The following is a 19776-nucleotide window of genomic DNA, read 5'->3' on the forward strand; positions in this document are numbered from 1 at the left end:
AGAGTCATTTATTAAATGAACAACAATGGGTCGATATTCGGCTTTCTTGACATCAATTCTTTATCTAGTTTTGAAGGAACAATCCTTCAATTGAATAATTCGTCTGGTGACAATGGCGAAGAGGTCACACCCGTTCCCATGCCGAACACGGAAGTTAAGCTCTTCAGCGCCGATGGTAGTTGGGGGATCTCCCCCTGTGAGAGTAGGACGTCGCCAGGCAAATGTGAAGAAAGAGTAGCTCTTAGGGGCTGCTCTTTTTTTGTGTGTGGATAGATAAGTGATTTGCATTATCCTCTACACCCCTGGATGGAATTAGGAGGTGGTTGGAAAAAGACGCATAAATGACGCATAAAATGAACAATAGACGCAAAAACCGTCGGAAACGACGCAATCACTATCGATTCAGACGCAATTATTAAAGTCAAAACCAAAGAATCAACGAAATAAAGGGCACTATCAACAAGTTTGAACCTAGAAGTACTAAATTTTCATAGAGTCTAACTATATTCCATTCATTCTCAATTAAAACTTGTAAGAGAAAGCAATTCTATCATTCTTTTAACTGCCAATATCACAACTATCTTTCACAACTTGCCAAGTAACCCCAAACTCCAAAACAAACTAAAAAAACAAATTCGTCACAACATCACCCATCCCGATTCACCAAGAAATCCAACCAAGCACATCGTTTTTCATTTGAATAAACTGCACTTATACTATAAATAAGTTCTAAAGGGAGGTTTTTTAAATGACAGAAACCAACATGCGTGAACAGTACAATGAATATATTTCTAAATTTAAGCAGAATGCATCTCAGGAAGTACAAGATAAAATGCGGAAAGCAATCAATGAACTGGAGCTCTCTAATGATGGTAAAGGATAGGAGAGAAAGCTCCGAACTTTACATTACCTGATGCGACAGGCAAGGAAGTCACATTGGAAGATATGCTGAAGAAAGGTCCAGTCATCCTTACGTTTTATCGTGGCGGATGGTGCCCATATTGCAATATGGAGCTGCGTGCATACCAACAGCTAATGGAAGACATTGAATCAGCTGGTGGCGAGCTGATTGCGGTCAGTCCGCAAACACCGGATGCATCCTTTTCTACAAAAGAGAAGAATGAATTGGGATATTTCGTGTTAAGTGATAAAGGAAATGAAGTGGCAGATGAGTATAAGTTGGTTTACAAGCTGCCTCCTTACTTAGTGGATATCTACAAAGACAAAGGTCTGGATCTGGAGAAAGCGAATGACAGTGATTCATGGACGCTCCCTGTTTCAGCAACATATATTATCAAGCAGGACGGAACGATTGCTTACGAATATACGAAAGCCGATTACAAAGATCGTGTGGAACCTTCTGGAGTGGTTGAGAAGTTGAAATCGTTATAATATAGCAAAGCACAAGACGGCTTTATGGCTGCGATGACACGCTGCCATAAAGCCGTTTTATGTTTTAATCAGGTCAAAATAGGAAAGACACAAAGTAGGAGTTCAGATTTTCTAGAAATTGTCATCGGAAAAACATTCGCAATTTTTCTTGAAGTGGTTCATATTATGGAATTTTTCTAGTAAAATAGGAACTTAATTTGAGCATACTACAAGTAGTAGTGGAGAGAGGAGCATCACGGTGTTAGACAATAGTTTTGTGATGGTAGCGATTATTTTGATCATCAATGTCGTATACGTATCCTTTTTTACGATTAGAATGATTTTGACGTTAAAGGGTTATCGATATATTGCAGCTTTTGTGAGTACATTTGAAGTAGTGATTTATGTTGTGGGTCTTGGGCTGGTACTGGACAACCTGAATGAGATTCAGAATCTGATCGCTTATGCGGTCGGTTATGGTCTCGGTGTGATTGTCGGGATGAAAATCGAGGAGAAGCTGGCTCTTGGGTATATTACAGTGAATGTGATCACGAAGGAGTATGATAAGGCCCTTCCGAATGAACTACGTGCAAGGGGCTACGGGGTGACGAACTGGGAAGCGAATGGACTGGAAGGAAACCGGATGGCCCTGCAGATCCTGACTCCGCGAAAGTATGAGATGAAGCTTTATGATACAATTAAAGAGCTTGACCCAAAGGCATTTATCATTGCGTATGAACCAAAGGCGATTCATGGCGGGTTCTGGGTGAAGGCAGTACGAAATATTCGCAAAGGAAAATTAAAAGAATGAGTAAAAAGAAATTATTATTTGAAGTGCAGGAGAATGAGACGATTACGGAGTGTTTAGACCGTATGAAGGAAATGGGTTATATGCCGGTAAGACGGATGGAAAAACCTGTGTTTGAGGAACAAAAAGATGGAACGAAAACAGAATATGTCCCTATTAAACAGACAATTGTCTTCGAGGGGAAGAAAATCGAAGAGTAAACGCTTCAAATCCGAACATTAATTTTCAGACTTTTATTATCGTTCGATTATTCGTTGACAGAGCCTCTATATCACGTTATGATGGAGACAAATAAACCGAATACCCTCATATAATAATGGGAATATGGCCCATGAGTTTCTACCTGACTACCGTAAATGGTCGGACTATGAGGGAAAGTAGCTGTCTGGATACGAGCTCGTTTGTGGACCCTATCGGATAAAACGGGACCATTCTCTGTAAAATACCCAGATCAATTGCTTTCTCTCAAAAAAGTAGAGAACAATTGATCTGGGTATTTTTTGTTAAAAGGGATTAAGGTAAATTACGGGAGGTGCCTGTTACCATTATGATATCAGTAATCATGGGAAGTACATCGGACTGGGAAACAATGAAGCATGCGTGTGAGGTATTGCAAGAGTTAGAGATTCCATTTGAAAAACGAGTTGTATCGGCTCACAGGACGCCAGATTTTATGTTTGAGTTTGCTGAAGGTGCCAGAAATCGAGGAGTGAAAGTCATTATTGCAGGTGCAGGAGGTGCTGCTCACTTACCTGGAATGGTGGCAGCGAAGACGACATTACCTGTGATAGGGGTTCCGGTACAATCGAAAGCCCTGAATGGGATGGATTCGTTGTTGTCGATCGTGCAGATGCCAGGGGGCGTTCCGGTCGCGACGGTTGCGATTGGGAAGGCTGGAGCTACAAACGCCGGGCTTTTAGCAGCACAAATCCTTTCTATAGAAAATACAGAGTTAGCCGCTACTTTAGAAAATAGAAGAGACGCGTTACGGGAAAAGGTGTTGGAAAGCAGTGATGACCTTGAATAAGAAGACGATTTTACCGGGACAGATGATTGGGATCATTGGCGGAGGACAGCTTGGACGAATGATGGCCCTTGCTGCAAAACAAAATGGCTTTCGAGTGGCAGTTTTAGACCCGGCACCTCAATCACCATGCGCCCAAGTGGCAGATCTTGTGATCACGGCCGGCTTTGACCAGTATGATGCCCTTTATAGATTGGCAGAAGAGTGTGACGTGATCACATATGAATTTGAAAACATCGATTATGAAGCACTTAAATGGTTGTCGGAGCGTGCCTTTTTACCTCAAGGAGCAGAGCTGATCCGCATTACACAGGATCGCATCATGGAAAAGGAAGCCCTAACACTTGCAGGGGTGAAAGTAGCTCCTTATGCTGTGATTAAACAACAACAGGATATCTATGATAATATAGAAAAGCTTGGCTATCCAGTGGTTCTGAAAACATCCAGAGGTGGTTATGACGGAAAAGGGCAATATGTGATTCGTGAAGAGAGCGGGGTAGAAGAAGCCTCTGCTTTATTGGAGAACGGTCCTTGTGTGTTAGAGAAATGGATACCTTTTGAAAAAGAGTTATCCGTGATCGTGACACGAAATCCCGATGGACATCAAACCAACTTTCCGGTAGTGGAAAATATTCATGTGGATAATATTTTACATGAAACGATTGCTCCGGCAAGAGTGAGCAAAGAAGTGTCAGATAAAGCGATCGAGATGGCGAAGAGAATAAGTGAGACCCTTGACCTTGTGGGAACGCTCGCGATTGAAATGTTCCTGACGGAGGATGGAGACATCTTCATTAATGAACTGGCTCCCAGACCTCATAATTCAGGTCATTATTCAATTGAAGCGTGTGACTACTCACAATTCGCCCAACATATCAAAGCTGTTTGTAACTGGCCGCTTGTTCAACCCACCTTATTAAAGAACGCTGTGATGGTTAACCTATTAGGAGAGCATATCGAGCCTATTATGAAGGCTGTTCCAAAGCATCCAGACTGGTTTATTCATCTATACGGTAAGGATGTACCGAAGCCGAAACGTAAGATGGGACATGTCACTCTTTTAACAAATGATATTGAAGAGACATTGACAACTATAAACGAAGCTGGTATTTGGAAGGTGCAAGAAAAGATCGGAGGACGACTGGTATGATAGAACGTTATACACGCCCTGAAATGGGAGCAATTTGGACAGAGGAAAATCGTTTTCAAGCATGGCTTGAAGTAGAAATTTTGGCATGTGAAGCTTGGGCTGAAATCGGGGACATTCCGAAAGAGGATGTTGCGAAGATTCGTGAGAATGCCGGATTCAATGTAGATCGTATTAAAGAAATCGAAGAAGAAACGCGACACGATGTTGTAGCTTTTACCAGAGCGGTTTCTGAAACCCTCGGAGAAGAAAGAAAATGGGTTCATTACGGACTGACTTCTACTGACGTCGTGGATACAGCTCTCTCTTATCAATTAAAGCAGGCCAACGACATCATTCTAAAAGACTTAGAGCGATTCGTAGAAATTTTAAAGAACAAAGCAATTGAGCACAAACATACGGTCATGATGGGGCGTACGCATGGAGTTCATGCTGAACCGACTACTTTCGGTTTAAAGCTTGCACTTTGGTATGAAGAGATGAAGCGTAATGTAGAGCGATTCAAAGCAGCGGCAGATGGAGTGGAATTCGGGAAGATTTCCGGTGCCGTTGGAACGTATGCCAATATCGATCCATTTGTAGAGTCATACGTGTGTGAAAAGCTGGGGATCAAACCGGCGCCCGTTTCTACACAAACCTTGCAGCGTGATCGTCATGCTCATTACATGGGGACACTTGCATTGATTGCCACTTCCATCGAGAAGTTTTCTGTTGAGGTTCGCGGTCTTCAGAAGAGTGAAACACGTGAAGTGGAAGAGTTCTTCGCTAAGGGTCAAAAAGGATCATCGGCTATGCCTCATAAGCGTAACCCGATCGGTTCCGAGAATATGACGGGAATGGCGCGTGTAATCAGAGGATACATGCTGACAGCTTATGAGAACGTACCTCTATGGCATGAGCGTGATATCTCTCACTCATCAGCAGAGCGTGTAATCCTTCCGGATGCGACGATTGCTTTAAATTATATGCTGAACCGTTTCGGAAATATCATCAAGAACTTAACGGTATTCCCGGAGAATATGCAGCGCAATATGGATCGTACGCTTGGTTTGATTTACTCACAACGTGTCCTTTTAGCCCTTATCGATAAAGGGATGACGCGTGAAGAAGCTTATGATACGGTTCAGCCGAAAGCAATGGAAGCGTGGGAGAAGCAAGTGGCCTTCCGTTCTCTTATTGAAGAGGATGCAACCATCACGTCCAAGCTTTCGCCGGATGACATCGATGATTGCTTCGATTATAACTATCACTTGAAGCATGTAGATACGATTTTTGAACGTTGCGGCTTAGTGGAATAAGTCCTTCTGACAAATGAATAAGGCGGGGGTTTTAGCAGAATCCCTTCCTTTTTTTATGAAAATATAGACTGAAGATTGGCAATATTCAGCGATTAGGGGGATTTCATATGGAAAAAGGAACGCTTTTATATGAAGGCAAAGCGAAGCAGATTTTCGCCACACAAGATGAGGAAGTCGTTTGGATTCAGTATAAGAATTCTGCTACTGCTTTTAACGGGGAGAAGAAAGCGGATATCGATGGCAAAGGGGTATTAAATAATAAGATTTCTAGCTTGCTATTTTCAAAGCTTGCTGAAAAAGGTATACAGAGTCACTTTATTAAACAGTTATCGGATGATGAGCAGCTAGTCAAACGTGTACGAATCATCCCACTTGAAGTCGTGGTTCGCAATGTGATTGCGGGAAGTCTGTCAAAACGGCTTGGAAAAGAAGAAGGGACGCCACTTCAAAAGCCGATCATCGAATTCTACTATAAGGATGATGATCTGGGGGATCCGCTTATTACGGATGATCATATTGATTACCTTGAGATTGCTTCTCGGGAAGAACGGGCTGAGATCAGAACAATGGCGCTTGGTGTCAATGAGGTTCTTCAAGGGATTTTCAAAGAAGCAGGAGTCACCCTTGTAGATTTCAAATTAGAGTTTGGGAAAGACCGTGACGGAGCAATTATATTAGGGGATGAAATCTCACCAGACACATGCCGTTTGTGGGACGCAGAAACAAACCAAAAGCTTGATAAAGATGTTTTCAGAAGAGATATAGGCAGTTTAACGGAAGTATACTCAATCATTTTAGAACGCTTAGGAGGAAACAAGCTATGTACAAAGTAAAAGTTTATATCACATTAAGAGAAAGTGTATTAGATCCTCAAGGAAGTGTTGTGAAACAAGCGCTGCATTCAATGGAATTTATACATGTTGAAGATGTGCGCGTCGGGAAGTATATGGAGTTGACTCTTCCATCAAGTGTTGAAAACATCGAAGCGACAGTTGAAGAAATGTGTCATCGACTACTTGCCAACCCTGTTATCGAGGATTACCGATATGAAATCGAGGAGAGTGTCGCTCAATGAAGTTTGCAGTAATTGTATTCCCAGGCTCTAACTGTGACATTGATATGTACCATGCGATCAAAGACGAAATCGGTGAAGAAGTTGAATATGTTTGGCACGATGCTGACAATCTGGAAAACTATGATGCGATTCTATTACCAGGGGGATTCTCATACGGGGATTACCTTCGTTCAGGAGCGATTGCCCGTTTCTCGAACGTCATGAAAGAGGTCGTGAAAGCGGCAGAGCAAGGTAAGCCGGTTCTGGGTGTATGCAACGGATTTCAGGTTTTACTGGAAACAGGGTTGTTACCTGGGGCCATGCGCCGGAATGATAGCTTGAAGTTCATTTGTAAAACGGTACCGTTAACCGTTGAAAATAATGAAACGATGTTTACGAATGGATATGAAAAAAATGATGTGATCCAAATTCCGATCGCTCACGGTGAAGGTAATTACTTCTGTGATGAAGAGACCATGATTACACTTAAGGAAAATAATCAAATTGTATTCACATATACGGATGAAAATCCGAACGGAAGCGTTGAAAATATTGCGGGGATCACAAATAAAGCCGGAAATGTGCTTGGGATGATGCCTCACCCTGAGCGCGCCATGGACACTTTATTAGGTAGTGAAGACGGGAAGAAACTATTTCAATCGATTGTGAAACACTGGAGGGAAAAACATGTCGTTAATGCTTGAACCAACTTCAACAAAAGTGAAAGAAGAGCAGCTTTATCGTGAGATGGGTTTAACAGACGAAGAATTTTCAATGGTGGAAAACATCCTGGGAAGAACACCGAACTACACAGAGACCGGTCTTTTCTCTGTTATGTGGTCAGAGCATTGCAGCTATAAAAATTCGAAGCCTGTACTGATGAAGTTTCCAACGACAGGTGAACGGGTTCTTCAAGGACCTGGAGAAGGAGCTGGAATTGTTGATATTGGCGATGATCAAGCAGTGGTGTTCAAAATCGAGAGTCACAATCATCCGTCAGCCATTGAGCCTTTCCAAGGAGCGGCAACGGGTGTCGGGGGTATTATACGAGACGTATTCTCGATGGGGGCAAGACCTATCGCACTCCTCAACTCTTTACGCTTTGGAGAGCTGGATTCTCCTCGTGTTCAGTATCTATTTAAAGAAGTCGTAGCAGGTATTGCCGGGTATGGAAACTGTATCGGGATCCCAACGGTCGGAGGGGAAGTTCAATTCGATGCCTCTTACGAAGGAAACCCTCTTGTAAACGCTATGTGTGTCGGCTTGATCGATCATAAAGATATTAAAAAAGGTCAGGCACATGGTGTCGGCAATACAGTTATGTATGTTGGAGCGAAAACAGGTCGTGACGGAATTCACGGAGCCACCTTCGCTTCCGAGGAATTAAATGAAGGATCAGAAGAGAAGCGTCCAGCGGTTCAAGTGGGAGATCCATTCATGGAAAAATTACTTCTTGAAGCGTGTTTGGAACTTGTTCAGAATGATGCTCTTGTGGGAATTCAGGATATGGGAGCAGCTGGTCTTACAAGTTCATCCGCTGAAATGGCAAGTAAAGCAGGATCCGGTATCGAAATGAATCTTGACCTTGTCCCGCAGCGTGAAAGGGGCATGACGGCATATGAAATGATGCTTTCAGAATCCCAGGAGCGTATGCTGATCGTCGTTGAAAAAGGCCGCGAGCAAGAAATCGTTGATCTTTTTTCGAAATATGACTTAGAGGCAGTTTCGATCGGAAAAGTAACAGATGATAAGCGTCTTCGTCTTCTTCATAAAGGAGAAGTCGTGGCAGATGTGCCGGTTGATGCACTTGCTGAGGAAGCACCTGTTTATCATAAGCCATCTCAAGAGGCGGCTTACTATAAAGAGTTTCAAGCAATGGAAACAGGGGCTCCAAAAGTAGACGATTGTAAAGAAACTCTTAAGGCGCTCTTGCAGCAGCCGACGATTGCGAGTAAAGAATGGGTATACGATCAATATGATCATCAAGTAAGAACGAGTACGGTTGTGAGCCCGGGTTCTGATGCAGCGGTTGTACGGGTACGTGGCACTAGAAAAGCCCTTGCCATGACAACTGATTGTAATTCCCGTTACCTTTACCTGGATCCAGAGGTCGGAGGAAAGATCGCTGTAGCGGAAGCGGCACGTAATATCGTTTGTTCAGGAGCGATTCCACTGGCGATTACGGACTGCTTAAACTTCGGGAGTCCAGAGAAACCGGAAATCTTCTGGCAGATCGAGAAGTCTGTTGACGGAATGAGTGAAGCTTGTCGTGAGCTGTCCACTCCAGTCATCGGTGGGAATGTTTCTCTTTATAACGAATCGATGGGTACTGCCGTTTATCCAACACCGGTCGTAGGAATGGTTGGGTTGATCGAGGACGTTGATCATATTACAACTCAAAGCTTCAAGGAAGCTGGAGATTATATCTTTGTGGTTGGTGAAACCCATGAAGAGTTTGGCGGAAGTGAGCTTCAAAAGCTGACTGAAGGAAAGATCTTCGGTCAGGCACCGAAAATTGACTTGAAAACAGAGCTTCGCCGTCAAATGCAGTTGTTAGAAGCGATCCAAAAAGGGCTTGTGGCATCTGCACATGATATCGCTGAAGGTGGTTTCGCTGTTGCTCTTGCGGAATCTACTTTCGGAACAAAAGGCCTAGGTGCAAACGTTCAGGTTTCTGGAGAAAACAAAGTAGCAGATCTGTTCAGTGAAACACAATCACGTTTCATCATTTCAGTCAAACCTGAAAACAAAGAGGAGTTTGAGAAACTTGTTCCAGATGCGAAGGCAATTGGAAACGTAGCAGATCATGGAGCAATCAACGTGTCATCAGAAAATGGAGACGTCATCTTACAAGCATCTGTAGAGGAATTAGAGTCAGCTTGGAAAGGAGCCATCCCATGCCTGCTGAAATCAAAGGTTTAAACGAAGAATGTGGAGTGTTTGGTATTTGGGGACACCCCAATGCCGCACAAATTACGTATTACGGACTTCATAGTTTACAACATAGAGGACAAGAAGGCACTGGAATTGTCGTTTCAGATGGTGAGAAGTTACGTTGCTTAAAAGGGGAAGGTCTCGTAACGGAAGTATTCCAGGAAGGCACCATCGAGAAACTTGAAGGGGATTCAGCCATCGGTCATGTACGATATGCTACAGCCGGGGGTGGAGGCTATGAAAATGTTCAGCCTCTCCTTTTCAACTCACAGAACGGCAGCCTTGCTCTTGCTCATAATGGAAATCTGGTCAATGCGAACGCCTTGAAGCATCAGCTTGAAGGACAGGGGAGTATTTTTCAAACAAGTTCAGATACAGAAGTGTTAGCTCACTTGATTAAAAGAAGCGGCTATTTCAACTTGAAGGACCGCGTGAAAAATGCGCTGACCATGTTGAAGGGCGCCTATGCATTTGTGGTGATGACGGAAACAGAAATGATGGTGGCTCTGGATCCGCACGGTCTTCGTCCATTATCACTTGGTAAGCTTGGGGATGCTTACTGCGTAGCTTCTGAAACTTGTGCCTTTGATATCGTAGGGGCTGAATTTGTACGGGATATCGAGCCGGGAGAGCTTGTGATCATCAATGATGAGGGATTGACCTCAGAACGGTTTAGTTTTTCAGGTGGGAATGCGATGTGTACGATGGAATACGTATACTTCTCAAGACCAGACAGCAATATTCAAGGGATCAACGTCCATTCCGCCAGAAAAAGAATGGGAATTGAACTCGCAAAAGAAGCACCGATTGAAGCGGATGTTGTAACGGGTGTACCTGACTCCAGTATTTCAAGTGCGATCGGCTATGCAGAAGCGTCAGGAATTCCATACGAATTGGGTCTTATTAAGAACCGTTATGTAGGGCGCACATTTATACAGCCTTCTCAATCTCTGCGTGAGCAAGGGGTGAAGATGAAGCTTTCACCGGTCAGAGGAGTGGTAGAAGGAAAGCGCGTGGTAATGGTAGACGATTCGATCGTTCGTGGAACAACAAGTAGACGAATTGTCAGCATGTTGAAAGAAGCAGGAGCCAAGGAAGTTCATGTGTGCATCAGTTCGCCGCCCATCAAGAACCCATGTTTCTACGGCATTGATACATCGACTCATGAAGAGCTGATCGCTTCTTCCAATTCAGTGGAGGAAATGCGTCAGATCATCGGAGCCGACTCCCTGACCTTCTTGAGTACAGACGGTGTGTTAAAAGCAATCGACCGAAATGATTCGTCAGAAAATCGAGGTCAATGCTTGGCTTGCTTTACAGGAAAGTATCCAACGGAAATCTACCCGGATACACTTCATCCACATGAAAAAGAGTTAGTGAAATAGGGGGAATCATGATGGCAAATGCGTATCGTCAAGCAGGAGTAGATATTGAAGCGGGATACGAGTCAGTCGACCGCATTAAAAAGCATGTGAAAAGAACCGCTCGAGAAGGGGTTCTTGGTCAATTAGGCAGTTTTGGCGGAATGTTTGATTTATCTTCTTTGAATTTAAAAGAGCCTGTTCTTGTATCAGGTACAGATGGAGTCGGAACGAAGCTGAAGCTTGCCTTCATGGCAGACAAACACGATACAATCGGGATCGATTGTGTTGCCATGTGTGTGAATGACATTGTTGTTCAGGGAGCGGAACCACTGTATTTCTTAGATTATATAGCGACTGGAAAAGCACTTCCAGAGAAGATAGAAGGTATTGTAAAGGGTATTGCGGACGGATGTGAAATGGCTGGCTGTGCGCTGATCGGTGGGGAAACCGCCGAGATGCCTGGTATGTATTCTGATGAAGAATATGATATCGCCGGCTTTGCAGTAGGAGCTTGTGAAAAAAAAGAGATCATCACAGGCGAAAAAATTTCTGAAGGAAATGTGTTAGTCGGACTGGGTTCCAGTGGTATACACAGTAATGGGTACTCTTTAGTACGAAAAGTATTCTTCGAAGATCAGTCGTTCTCTTTGGAAGAATCATTACCGGAAGTCGGGACCACACTAAAAGAAGCGTTACTTACACCAACCAAGATCTACGTGAAACCAGTATTAGCGGCACTGAAAAAATTCTCCATCAAGGGTATGTCCCATATTACAGGCGGTGGCTTCATTGAAAATATCCCGCGGATGCTGCCGGATCATTTGCAAGCGGACATTACGGAAGGCAGCTGGGATATCCCAAGCATTTTCACGGCCCTTGAACACTATGGGGGAATTCCCCGCAGCGAAATGTACAACATTTTTAACATGGGAATTGGATTTGTATTAGCGGTTGAGGAAAAGGAAGCAGAAGACATTCTTCAATTCTTCAACGGACAAGGAGAAGAAGCCTTTATCATCGGACGTGTGACCACTGGAAATGGAGTACGTTTCGTTCGTTGAAATGAAGGATGAGTAAGTCAATATCGGGGGCGAGTCATGAGACAAATTGCCATTTTTGCATCAGGAAGCGGAAGTAATTTTCAAGCATTGGTAGATGCTGTTCAAGGTGGAACACTGAAAGCGAATATTAAACTTCTTGTCTGTGACCAGCCGGGAGCGTTCGTGATTCACCGTGCTCAATCAGCAGGGATTCCGACTTTCGTCTTCCGTGCAAAAGATTACGAAAACAAGCAGGCATTTGAACAGGAAATCCTAAATGAACTGGCTCATTTGGGTGTTGATTTTATTGTATTAGCAGGATATATGAGGTTGATCGGACCCACTTTATTGGAAAGCTTCGGAGGACGGATCGTGAATATTCATCCTTCCCTTCTTCCTTCCTTTCCAGGAAAAGATGCTATCGGTCAAGCCATAGAGGGTGGAGTGAAGATCACCGGTGTCACCATTCACTATGTAGATGCCGGGATGGATACAGGAGAGATCATCGCACAGGAAATCGTCCGGGTCACAACAGGCGAAACCAAACAATCACTCCAGGACAAAATCCAGCACGTCGAACACCACCTGTATCCAACCACCCTCAACCACCTCTTTCTTACCACAGGCCACTAGGCAACGGAAGACCACTTTATTGTGGTAGTGTGGTAAAGTAATGAGGGACGGACCTTGGGTTTGGATTCGAATTTTAAGTAATGGGTGGAGCAGTGAAGCTTGGGCATACGGTAAAAGCTGGGTTCGGTATTCACAATTTGGCACAACAAAAGCCGAAAGTGGCACAACAAAAGCGGAAAGTGGCACAACATTCACCTAAACGGGTGCAATGAGTAAACAAAACAGCCCAGATACACGTTTCATAAACCACACTCCTGCCTTTCCACCCATAAATTTTATGAAAAAACGTAAATCCATTTCAAATTCAACCAAATAATGAAATAAAATCAGCATTACAGCAGGCAGAGGAGGATCAGACATTGAAAAAGAGAGCATTAATCAGTGTTTCAGATAAAAGCGGAGTAATCGAATTTGCTAAAGAATTAAAGTCACTTGGGTACGAAATCATTTCGACAGGTGGAACAAAGAAGCTTCTTCTGGAAAGTGACGTTGAAGTGATGGGAGTAGAAGAAGTAACAGGTTTCCCGGAAATATTAGAGGGACGCGTTAAAACACTTCACCCCAATATCCACGGTGGACTCCTCGCGAAACGTGATGAAGAAAGCCATCGCCAGCAGCTTCAGGAACAAGGAATTGAAGGAATCGACCTGGTATGTGTCAACCTTTATCCTTTTCAACAAACCATCGCTAAACCGAATGTCGGCGTAGAAGAAGCGATTGAGAATATCGATATCGGCGGTCCGACGATGCTGAGGGCAGCAGCGAAAAATCATCAGTATGTTACTGTGGTAGTCGATGCGCTTGACTACGATGAAGTCATTGCGGAGTTAAAGCTCCAAGGGGAATTATCGTTAGAAAAACGCCGTAAGCTGGCGGCTAAGGTGTTCCGTCATACGGCAGCCTATGATGCATTTATCGCTGAGTACATGACAGACATTTCGGGTGAAGAAAACCCAGAGCGTTTTACAAGAACGTACGAGTTAAAACAAACACTGCGCTATGGGGAAAACCCTCATCAACAAGCTTCTTTCTACCGTGCACCACTCGGGTCTGAATTCTCTGTAGCCATGGCAAGACAGCTTCACGGAAAAGAGCTCTCTTATAATAATATCAATGACGCAAATGCGGCTCTTCAAATTGTGAAAGAGTTTACTGAACCAGCTGCTGTAGCAGTCAAGCATATGAATCCATGTGGTGTTGGAGTAGGTACTACGATTAATGAAGCTTTTTCTAAAGCCTATGAAGCCGATTCTACATCTATTTTTGGTGGAATCGTGGCTCTGAACCGTATTGTGGATGAAGAGACAGCCAAGCAGCTTCATGAAATCTTCTTGGAGATCGTCATCGCTCCTGCTTTTAGCGATGAAGCATTTGAGATTCTTACAAGCAAGAAGAATATCCGTTTATTGACTGTTCCATTTGAATCAACAAACAAAATTGAACGTAAATTAACAACCGTTGAAGGTGGATTGCTTGTTCAGGCAGATGATACATTTACCCTCGATGATGCAGATCTGAGAGTGGTAACCAAACGTGAGCCGACAGAAGAAGAGTGGGCAAGTATGAAACTGGGTTGGAAAGTTGTGAAGCATGTGAAATCCAATGCCATCGTTGTAACGGATGCTCATATGACGGTTGGAGTAGGGGCAGGACAAATGAACCGAGTAGGTGCTGCAAACATAGCCCTCGAGCAGGCCGGGGAAAAAGCAAAAGGGGCAGCGATGGCTTCCGATGCATTCTTCCCAATGGATGACACCGTAGAGGCAGCAGCCAAAGCAGGCGTTACAGCCATCATCCAGCCAGGAGGCTCCATCCGGGACGAAGACTCCATCAAAAAAGCCGAACAACACGGCATCACCATGGTCTTCACCGGAATCCGCCACTTCAAACATTAATGTGAGGGACGGACCTCCAATCATAGAAAGAAGTTTTTGTTAAACTACCGTATAAACCATGTGGGGGAACGATATGTTGGGAACTGAGTGATTAGTCAGATTGTGGGTTGAGGGACGGACCTCAGCTAAGCTCATCTCCATTACCAATCTCTAACCTCACCTAACCATAGATCCATTCCAAATATAACCTCTCCTCATCTTCAACTCAGGTAGGAGAGGTTTTCTTAAAAAGGGGGCTTTTCAAGATGAAAGTACTTGTTATCGGTCGCGGTGGTCGCGAGCATGCGATATGTAAGAAGTTAGCGGAAAGTGAAAGTGTAACAGAGGTGTTCTGTGCACCCGGAAATGCAGGTATTGCAAGTGTTGCGACGAATCTTCCTTACAGTGAATCCGATGTGAATGATCTCATTGCTTTTGCCAAAAAAGAGCACATCGCTTATACCTTTGTAGGTCCTGAAAACCCATTATTGGATGGGATCGTAAATCGCTTCCAGAAAGAGGACCTGCACATATTTGGACCGACCAAAGAAGCGGCCATCATAGAAGGAAGCAAATCGTTCTCTAAAGAATTAATGAAAAAGTATAATATTCCAACGGCCAAATATGAAGTGTTCACTAGGGTTGAGAAAGCAATCGAATATGTAAAAGAGGTAGGCGCTCCGATTGTCGTGAAGGCGGATGGATTGGCAGCCGGCAAGGGTGTGGTGGTTGCTGAAACGGAAACAGAAGCGATCAGCGCATTGGAAGAAATGCTTCTTGATGAAAAGTTTGGTGATGCTTCTTCTAAAGTAGTAGTGGAAGAGTGTCTGTTTGGGGAAGAGTTTTCTTTGATGGCCTTTGTACATGGTGAATCCGTTTATCCAATGGTGATTGCACAGGATCATAAGCGTGCCTTTGATGGTGATCAAGGACCGAATACTGGCGGAATGGGTGCCTATTCCCCGGTTCCACATATTTCGGACGATGTCGTACAAGAAGCGATTTCAACTGTTCTGTATCCGACGGCTCAAGCGATGGTAAAGGAAAATCGCTCGTTTACCGGCATTCTTTACGCAGGTCTGATGCTCACAAATGAAGGTCCAAAGGTCATCGAATTCAATGCGCGATTTGGCGATCCGGAAACCCAGGTCGTACTGCCGCGTTTGACTTCTGACTTTGGTCTTGTTGTGAAGAATATGATCGAAGGCAAGCCTGTGCAATTAGAATGGTCACAAGATGCTGTTCTGGGTGTTGTATTAGCGGCTGATGGCTATCCGGGCGATTATGCAAAAGGAATAGCCCTTCCGAACCTTGATGAGTCAATGGATGAAGAAACCCTTGTATACCATGCTGGAACCGAGCAGAATCCTGAATCAGCCCTTGTTTCAAATGGTGGGAGAGTGTTACTTGTAGCTTCCTCTGCAGCTTCTGTGGAAAAAGCGCAGGCTAAAGTGTATAAAGAATTAGATAAGGTGGATTGGAATGGGTTGTTCTACAGAAGAGATATCGGGAAGAAAGCTATCGAACACGTCTCTTCCTAGTTCTGCGAACATAAACAAAAGCAATGGCAATAATGCCGCCAATCAGGGAAAACAACACATAAGACATATCCGTTAAATATTCCCAAAACATAATTGAGCAACTCCTTATTCATTAATATATTAATCATGAGTGCCAGGTCTCACCCTTTTTTTGAGGGACGGACCTCGGCACTCTTGCTATTAGCAGAATATAAATCAGGTGAAAATGCCTTAAAATAGGGAAGCGGAAGGGGATTTCTGCACCCTTATATTTTTAATATTCCTAAGAAAGAGGGTCCGTCCCTTCCTTGTTGTCACCATTTAACGCTACCTGGACTTCTTTGTTGGTGAGTTCTTCGGGATTGAAGTTGGATTCTTTTTTGGTATTGTCCAGGGGGTCTTGTTTGGGTGCGTTTGTTGGGTGGTTATCTTTGTGCTCTGTTGATTTGTCGGATTTCAGCATGTCTTTAAAGTTCATCATATCCTTCGCTTTGAATCCGCCGAATCCACCGCTTCCACCATTTCCCTCTGCGCCTTTTTCAAATAGGGCTGTAACAGGGCAGTAGCGAAGAATCCCTTCCCCTACTTTCATGGCACCAATCACAGACATCACGAGATAAGAGTCTCTCCAAGGACGTCTCGCAAGCTTTGATGTGCTCCAGGCAAGAATCGTGAAACCAACGGTGATGCGGATAAGGGCATTGATAATCCCGATGTTTGATGATACTTTCATTTGTAAACTCCTCCTTAATAGAAAATTCACATAATTGTTGTAAACCGTTAATGCGTTAAATAGTAAAATATGTTAACATAAAATGAAACTTAAACTAATACCATTCCACTAGAGGAGTGTTCACATTGGAACAGCGCTACAGATGGAAGAACAAACAACTACGAGAACATGTACAAGTACTGAACGGAGAAATATCTCCGAGCATTCTTTTAAAGAATGCAACGTACCTTCACTCGACTCTAAAGAAATGGGTGCAGGGACACATTTGGGTTTACCGTGATCGAATTGTTTATACAGGCGATCAGCTTCCGGAAAACCTTGAGAAATGCGAAATAGTGGACTGTGATTCACAGTACCTCGTTCCCGGATATATCGAACCGCATGTACATCCGTTTCAGCTTTATAATCCCCAATCTTTTTCCAAGTATGCATCCCAAACTGGTACAACGACATTCGTAAATGATAACCTGATGATGTTTTTGCAATTGGAAAAAAAGAAAGCGTTTTCTTTATTGGGAGAGTTTAATAAAATGCCCGTCACTATGTATTGGTGGACAAGATTCGATTCTCAAACGGAGATGGCGAATGAAGAGGTAACCTTTTCAAATGGAGAAGTGAAATCATGGCTGGAACATGATTCCGTGCTTCAAGGAGGAGAACTGACCGCCTGGCCGAGACTGCTCCAGGGAGATGATCTGATTCTCCACTGGATGCAGGAAGCAAAAAGAATGGGCAAGATCGTTGAAGGACATCTGCCCGGAGCATCTGACAAAACCATTGCCAAGCTGCGTTTATTGGGAATTGATGGTGATCATGAAGCCATGACGGGTGAAGACGTCTATAAGAGGCTTATTCAAGGGCTGACCGTCACATTGCGCCACTCCTCCATCCGACCGGATTTGCCGGTCCTTTTAGACGGGTTAAAAGAAAAAGGCATCGATTCATATGATTCCTTACTGTTTACAACGGATGGATCGACACCAGGCTTTTATGAACAGGGTGTATTGGATTTCATGATTAAAATGGCGATCAATAAGGGCATACCCCCAATCGAAGCATATAATATGGCTAGTTACAACGTCGCCAATTACTATCACATCCCTCATTTGCATGGGATGATCGCTACTGGAAGAGTGGCTAATATTAACTTCCTTTCGGCAATTGATGACCCAACTCCGATTTCCGTTCTCTCAAAAGGGGAGTGGGTACGCAGAGATGGCGAACAAATAGAAGATTCCACAGAAATAAACTGGGAAACAAACGGATTTAAACCATTATCCCTGAATTGGGAAGTGGGATATGATGACCTCCAGTTTTCCATGCCTTTTGGAATTGAAATGGTGAACGATGTCATTACCAAGCCTTATTCCATATCCATCAATCCATCTACGGAAGAGTTGGATCTTGATCATGATCAATCGTTCCTCATGCTTCTGGATCGAAAGGGAGAATGGAGAATCAGCACAATGATCAAAGGATTCTCAACGGGTGTCATGGGCTTTGCTTCCTCCTATTCAAATACAGGGGACATCATTTTAATTGGTAAAAACAAGTCAGATATGATTGCTGCCTTTAAACGAATGAAGGAAATCGGAGGCGGAATTGTTTTGACAGAGAAGGGTGAAGTCCTTCACGAAATACCACTTCCATTAAGCGGCCTGCTCTCTCATAAAGAGATGCCGGACCTTATCGAGGAAGAAAAAATGCTTAAAGGGTTATTAAAAGAAAGAGGATATCGCTTCTCGGATCCCATTTATACACTACTATTCCTTCAGTCTACCCATCTACCTTATATACGGATGACACAAAAGGGAATCTATGATGTAATGAAGAAAACGGTACTCTTTCCAACGATAATGCGTTAAAATAGTAAAGTGTAGGGAAAAGAATTTCTAAAAAATAGGGGTGTCTAAAAACATGCTGAAAAGAGCTTTGATTATTGCTTTAAGCTCGTTTACACTTGTCGCATGTAGTTCAGATAAAGAGATAAAGAAAGAATCTGATAAAGAAGAAACTGCAACTCCAGTTGTGACAGAGGAGACAGGCGTAGAAACGGAAGAGAAAAATCAATCACCGTTAACAGGTGAGGTACAAGAGAAAGAATTCACGACGCGAGCAGTTGCTGTCATGGTGAATAATCACCCGAAGGCGCGTCCCCAATCAGGCCTTTCAAAAGCAGACATTGTGTATGAAGTCCTGGCAGAAGGGGATGTCACTCGATTCCTGGCCATATATCAAAGCCAAAAGCCTGAAGAAATCGGTCCTGTACGAAGTGCCAGAGATTACTATGTGGAACTTGCCAAAGGATATGATAGTCTATATGTTGCTCATGGATACAGTCCCGATGCACAGGAAATGCTGACCAGCGGTTTCATTGACAATTTAAACGGCATGAAATATGATGGAACGCTGTTCAAGCGTGCAAGCTTCCGTAAGGCTCCTCATAATTCCTATATCTCCTTCGAGCATATCCAAGAGGGAGCGGAGCAGAATGACTTTGATATGGAACGTCCGCCGGAAGCATTAAACTTTAGTGATAAAGGGCCGGTAAGCGGAGAAGCATCCCAATCTGTCATGATTTCATATAACAATAATCCGCTGTTTAACGTAGTGTATGATTTCAACGAAGAAGAGGGCAAATACGAGCGTTACTCAAATGGTGAACAGACCATCGATTACGATTCCAAAGATCCTGTTTTAGTAGAAAATCTTTTTATAGTGGAAGCATCTCATAAAATAGTCGACGATGCTGGCAGACGAAACATTGATTTTGAATCCGGCGGGAATGCGTACCTGATTCAAGAAGGAAAACTCCGGGAAGTTCAGTGGAGGAACGTAGATGGTAGAATTCTACCTTTTGAAAATAATGAACCTGTCAGTTTACGAAAAGGATCTACGTGGATCAATATCATTCCAAGTTCTGAAGGCTTGGCGGGGGCGGTATCATATCAAGAATAGATGGAAAAAGGAGTCTTT

General features: G+C 43.6%; 20 protein-coding genes, 1 rRNA gene and 1 riboswitch. Of the genes, 19 read left to right on the plus strand and 2 right to left on the minus strand.

Annotation, left to right across the window (positions count from 1 at the left end; translation table 11 throughout):
* Positions 1 to 102: 102 nt before the first annotated feature.
* The 17 genes from rrf to purD all read left to right on the plus strand — a co-directional run bounded on the left by rrf (position 103) and on the right by purD (position 16088).
* A 5S ribosomal RNA gene (rrf, locus tag ACYH0O_RS01635) occupies positions 103 to 219 on the plus strand.
* Between the two features lie 529 nt (positions 220 to 748).
* The gene (locus ACYH0O_RS01640) at positions 749 to 883 is read left to right on the plus strand and encodes a hypothetical protein (RefSeq protein ID WP_482630867.1); all 135 of its coding nucleotides are present in this window, start codon (positions 749 to 751) and stop codon (positions 881 to 883) included.
* 53 nt (positions 884 to 936) lie between these two features.
* On the plus strand, positions 937 to 1392 hold the full coding sequence (locus tag ACYH0O_RS01645) for a peroxiredoxin-like family protein (RefSeq protein ID WP_482630868.1): 456 nt from the start codon (positions 937 to 939) through the stop codon (positions 1390 to 1392).
* 238 nt (positions 1393 to 1630) lie between these two features.
* Entirely contained in the window at positions 1631 to 2182 is a 552-nt protein-coding gene (locus tag ACYH0O_RS01650; protein WP_098438401.1) for a DUF2179 domain-containing protein, read from the plus strand.
* Entirely contained in the window at positions 2179 to 2379 is a 201-nt protein-coding gene (locus ACYH0O_RS01655; protein WP_482630869.1) for an NETI motif-containing protein, read from the plus strand. The genes ACYH0O_RS01650 and ACYH0O_RS01655 overlap by 4 nt, the downstream gene beginning before the upstream one ends.
* An 86-nt stretch (positions 2380 to 2465) precedes the next feature.
* Positions 2466 to 2567: riboswitch (purine riboswitch) on the plus strand.
* A gap of 159 nt (positions 2568 to 2726) precedes the next feature.
* The gene (gene purE, locus ACYH0O_RS01660; RefSeq protein WP_149154569.1) at positions 2727 to 3206 is read left to right on the plus strand and encodes a 5-(carboxyamino)imidazole ribonucleotide mutase; all 480 of its coding nucleotides are present in this window, start codon (positions 2727 to 2729) and stop codon (positions 3204 to 3206) included.
* Positions 3193 to 4353, plus strand: a complete 1161-nt coding sequence (gene purK, locus ACYH0O_RS01665; protein ID WP_482632473.1) for a 5-(carboxyamino)imidazole ribonucleotide synthase — start codon at positions 3193 to 3195, stop codon at positions 4351 to 4353. The genes purE and purK overlap by 14 nt, the downstream gene beginning before the upstream one ends.
* The gene (gene purB / locus ACYH0O_RS01670) at positions 4350 to 5648 is read left to right on the plus strand and encodes an adenylosuccinate lyase (RefSeq protein WP_482630870.1); all 1299 of its coding nucleotides are present in this window, start codon (positions 4350 to 4352) and stop codon (positions 5646 to 5648) included. The genes purK and purB overlap by 4 nt, the downstream gene beginning before the upstream one ends.
* Positions 5649 to 5755: 107 nt before the next feature.
* Entirely contained in the window at positions 5756 to 6481 is a 726-nt protein-coding gene (gene purC / locus ACYH0O_RS01675; RefSeq protein ID WP_482630871.1) for a phosphoribosylaminoimidazolesuccinocarboxamide synthase, read from the plus strand.
* Positions 6469 to 6723 (plus strand): phosphoribosylformylglycinamidine synthase subunit PurS, encoded by a 255-nt coding sequence (purS, locus tag ACYH0O_RS01680; protein ID WP_482630872.1) that lies wholly within the window; start codon positions 6469 to 6471, stop codon positions 6721 to 6723. The genes purC and purS overlap by 13 nt, the downstream gene beginning before the upstream one ends.
* Entirely contained in the window at positions 6720 to 7406 is a 687-nt protein-coding gene (purQ, locus tag ACYH0O_RS01685; RefSeq protein ID WP_482630873.1) for a phosphoribosylformylglycinamidine synthase subunit PurQ, read from the plus strand. Before purS ends, purQ begins: the two co-directional genes overlap by 4 nt.
* On the plus strand, positions 7390 to 9624 hold the full coding sequence (purL, locus tag ACYH0O_RS01690) for a phosphoribosylformylglycinamidine synthase subunit PurL (protein WP_482630874.1): 2235 nt from the start codon (positions 7390 to 7392) through the stop codon (positions 9622 to 9624). The genes purQ and purL overlap by 17 nt, the downstream gene beginning before the upstream one ends.
* Positions 9600 to 11021, plus strand: a complete 1422-nt coding sequence (gene purF, locus ACYH0O_RS01695; RefSeq protein WP_149154563.1) for an amidophosphoribosyltransferase — start codon at positions 9600 to 9602, stop codon at positions 11019 to 11021. The genes purL and purF overlap by 25 nt, the downstream gene beginning before the upstream one ends.
* Before the next feature lie 11 nt (positions 11022 to 11032).
* The gene (purM, locus tag ACYH0O_RS01700) at positions 11033 to 12061 is read left to right on the plus strand and encodes a phosphoribosylformylglycinamidine cyclo-ligase (protein ID WP_482632474.1); all 1029 of its coding nucleotides are present in this window, start codon (positions 11033 to 11035) and stop codon (positions 12059 to 12061) included.
* 36 nt (positions 12062 to 12097) lie between these two features.
* Positions 12098 to 12673 (plus strand): phosphoribosylglycinamide formyltransferase, encoded by a 576-nt coding sequence (gene purN / locus ACYH0O_RS01705; protein ID WP_149154561.1) that lies wholly within the window; start codon positions 12098 to 12100, stop codon positions 12671 to 12673.
* A gap of 359 nt (positions 12674 to 13032) precedes the next feature.
* Positions 13033 to 14568, plus strand: coding sequence for a bifunctional phosphoribosylaminoimidazolecarboxamide formyltransferase/IMP cyclohydrolase (gene purH, locus ACYH0O_RS01710; RefSeq protein WP_482630875.1), 1536 nt, complete (start codon positions 13033 to 13035; stop codon positions 14566 to 14568).
* A 245-nt stretch (positions 14569 to 14813) separates the two neighbouring features.
* Positions 14814 to 16088: a phosphoribosylamine--glycine ligase gene (gene purD / locus ACYH0O_RS01715; RefSeq protein WP_482630876.1), complete on the plus strand. Its 1275-nt coding sequence runs from the start codon at positions 14814 to 14816 to the stop codon at positions 16086 to 16088.
* Here purD and ACYH0O_RS01720 read toward each other — a convergent pair.
* Together ACYH0O_RS01720 and ACYH0O_RS01725 are read right to left on the minus strand one after the other, a co-directional pair.
* Positions 16066 to 16179, minus strand: a complete 114-nt coding sequence (locus ACYH0O_RS01720; protein ID WP_324746437.1) for an EYxxD motif small membrane protein — start codon at positions 16177 to 16179, stop codon at positions 16066 to 16068. The two genes, purD and ACYH0O_RS01720, sit on opposite strands and share 23 nt — an antisense overlap.
* Positions 16180 to 16350: 171 nt before the next feature.
* Entirely contained in the window at positions 16351 to 16800 is a 450-nt protein-coding gene (locus ACYH0O_RS01725; RefSeq protein WP_482630877.1) for a YgaP family membrane protein, read from the minus strand.
* Between the two features lie 125 nt (positions 16801 to 16925).
* Here ACYH0O_RS01725 and ACYH0O_RS01730 point away from each other — a divergent pair, with 125 nt between their 5' ends.
* Together ACYH0O_RS01730 and ACYH0O_RS01735 are read left to right on the plus strand one after the other, a co-directional pair.
* The gene (locus tag ACYH0O_RS01730) at positions 16926 to 18665 is read left to right on the plus strand and encodes an adenine deaminase C-terminal domain-containing protein (protein WP_482630878.1); all 1740 of its coding nucleotides are present in this window, start codon (positions 16926 to 16928) and stop codon (positions 18663 to 18665) included.
* A gap of 52 nt (positions 18666 to 18717) precedes the next feature.
* Positions 18718 to 19758: a DUF3048 domain-containing protein gene (locus ACYH0O_RS01735; protein ID WP_482630879.1), complete on the plus strand. Its 1041-nt coding sequence runs from the start codon at positions 18718 to 18720 to the stop codon at positions 19756 to 19758.
* Positions 19759 to 19776: the final 18 nt, after the last annotated feature.

It is taken from the genome of Rossellomorea sp. H136, assembly GCF_056838065.1.

Excerpts from the sequence above, each read along its gene's own strand:
- ACYH0O_RS01640 (WP_482630867.1), top strand. The coding sequence starts at position 749 with ATGACAGAAACCAACATGCGTGAACAGTACAATGAATATATTTCTAAA.
- ACYH0O_RS01655 (WP_482630869.1), top strand. The coding sequence starts at position 2,179 with ATGAGTAAAAAGAAATTATTATTTGAAGTGCAGGAGAATGAGACGATT.
- purE (WP_149154569.1), top strand. The coding sequence starts at position 2,727 with ATGATATCAGTAATCATGGGAAGTACATCGGACTGGGAAACAATGAAG.
- purK (WP_482632473.1), top strand. The coding sequence starts at position 3,193 with ATGACCTTGAATAAGAAGACGATTTTACCGGGACAGATGATTGGGATC.
- purB (WP_482630870.1), top strand. The coding sequence starts at position 4,350 with ATGATAGAACGTTATACACGCCCTGAAATGGGAGCAATTTGGACAGAG.
- purC (WP_482630871.1), top strand. The coding sequence starts at position 5,756 with ATGGAAAAAGGAACGCTTTTATATGAAGGCAAAGCGAAGCAGATTTTC.
- purS (WP_482630872.1), top strand. The coding sequence starts at position 6,469 with ATGTACAAAGTAAAAGTTTATATCACATTAAGAGAAAGTGTATTAGAT.
- purQ (WP_482630873.1), top strand. The coding sequence starts at position 6,720 with ATGAAGTTTGCAGTAATTGTATTCCCAGGCTCTAACTGTGACATTGAT.
- purL (WP_482630874.1), top strand. The coding sequence starts at position 7,390 with ATGTCGTTAATGCTTGAACCAACTTCAACAAAAGTGAAAGAAGAGCAG.
- purF (WP_149154563.1), top strand. The coding sequence starts at position 9,600 with ATGCCTGCTGAAATCAAAGGTTTAAACGAAGAATGTGGAGTGTTTGGT.
- purM (WP_482632474.1), top strand. The coding sequence starts at position 11,033 with ATGGCAAATGCGTATCGTCAAGCAGGAGTAGATATTGAAGCGGGATAC.
- purN (WP_149154561.1), top strand. The coding sequence starts at position 12,098 with ATGAGACAAATTGCCATTTTTGCATCAGGAAGCGGAAGTAATTTTCAA.
- purD (WP_482630876.1), top strand. The coding sequence starts at position 14,814 with ATGAAAGTACTTGTTATCGGTCGCGGTGGTCGCGAGCATGCGATATGT.
- ACYH0O_RS01720 (WP_324746437.1), bottom strand. The coding sequence starts at position 16,179 with ATGTTTTGGGAATATTTAACGGATATGTCTTATGTGTTGTTTTCCCTG.
- ACYH0O_RS01725 (WP_482630877.1), bottom strand. The coding sequence starts at position 16,800 with ATGAAAGTATCATCAAACATCGGGATTATCAATGCCCTTATCCGCATC.
- ACYH0O_RS01735 (WP_482630879.1), top strand. The coding sequence starts at position 18,718 with ATGCTGAAAAGAGCTTTGATTATTGCTTTAAGCTCGTTTACACTTGTC.